Annotated in this window: 1 protein-coding gene; it reads right to left on the reverse strand. The window is 66.6% G+C overall.

The genetic code is table 11. The annotated features are described in order from the left end of the window. Nucleotides 1-148 precede the first annotated feature (148 nt). On the reverse strand, nucleotides 149-1,360 hold the full coding sequence (locus ACWEVS_RS46305; protein ID WP_452557634.1) for an IS701 family transposase: 1,212 nt from the start codon (nucleotides 1,358-1,360) through the stop codon (nucleotides 149-151). Nucleotides 1,361-1,408: the final 48 nt, after the last annotated feature.

Raw genomic sequence — 1,408 nt, forward strand, 5'->3', positions numbered from 1 at the left:
TTTGTGATCTATAGCTGGATCTTGTTGTGCCGGAGCCAGCGTTTCCAGTAGTGGCTGCTGCGAGCGCCGGCTTGGTGGGCGCGGCGGTGGTGTGACCACGCCAGGGCGCGTTGAAGAATCTGGCTGATTGGATCGGTGACGGCGCTGGTCAGATGTGCCAGGAGACGGCGGATCTCGGCTGGGCTGAGGGGGACCAGGCCGCTCGGGCTTTTGGGGCGTTGGCGGCGGTGACAGCGAGGTAGGCGTGGGCGAGCATGGCCAAGGTGATGTGGCGGTGCCAGCCGTCGTAGCGGCGGACCTGATACTGGTCCAGGCCGACTTCGTTCTTGGCGCTCTGGAAGCACTCCTCGATGGCCCAGCGGGTGCCGGCGACGCGAACGAGTTGGTCCAGCGCGGTGCCCGCGGGTCCGAAGCACAGGTAGAAGGCCAGTTCCAGCTCGCCGTGGTCGTTGGGAGTGAGGCTGCGGCGAACCAGCAGCCACCGCTGGAAGCCGCCGGACCCGCCAAGGTGATCGTCGGCGTGGGGCGGCAGGGTCGCCATCGCCCAGTCGTACAACCTTGGCCCCTTGGCCCCATCACCCGCCGACAGACGTTTCCACGCCTGCTCAGGCGCATCCGCGGTCACCGCGTCAGCTCGTGAGCCGGTGTTGCCGTAGCCGATGCCGGTGCCGACCGACTGGTTCTTGGGTACGGCGACCACATACCCGACCTTGCGTTTCTCCAGGTAGAGACGGAACTTGTGATCCTGGCCGTAGGCCTCGTCCGCAGTCACCCACGAGGCGGGCACCCCACCTTCCAGCGCCCGGCCCAGCATGGCTGTGGCCAGCGCCGGCTTGGTGGCGAACGGCACGCTGTCAGGGATACTGGCCTGAGCGCATCGCTCCCGATCCCCGGTCCAGGACTTCGGCAGGTACAACTCGGCATCCAGCAACGCCCGCCCACGCGGTGTCGCGTACGCGAGAAACACCCCGAGCTGGCAGTTCTCCACCCGGCCGGCCGTCCCTGAATACTGCCGCTGCACCCCGGCCGACCGGGTGCCTTTCTTGACGAACCCGGTCTCGTCCACGATCAGCACCCCGGCCGGATCCCCAAGCTGCTCGACCACGTAATCACGCAGGTCAACACGGACATCCCGGGGATCCCACCGCACATTGTTCAGCAGTCGCTGCATCCGATGAGGCTGGGCATCGCCTGCGGCCTCGGCCAGTTGCCAGCCGTTCTTACGCTCTACCGGCGCCAGCAGCCCGACCAGATACGCCCGCGCCTGACGACGCGGCTCTACCCGGCCGAAGCGGCTGGCGACCCGCGCGAACAGTTCATCCAGCCCGGCCGCCCACGACTGGAGATCCTCAGACGTCACCACATCCGACACGAACGCGACTATAGATCACAAAACATGACTGTAGTA

The sequence above is a fragment of the Nonomuraea sp. NPDC003754 genome, from assembly GCF_053605785.1.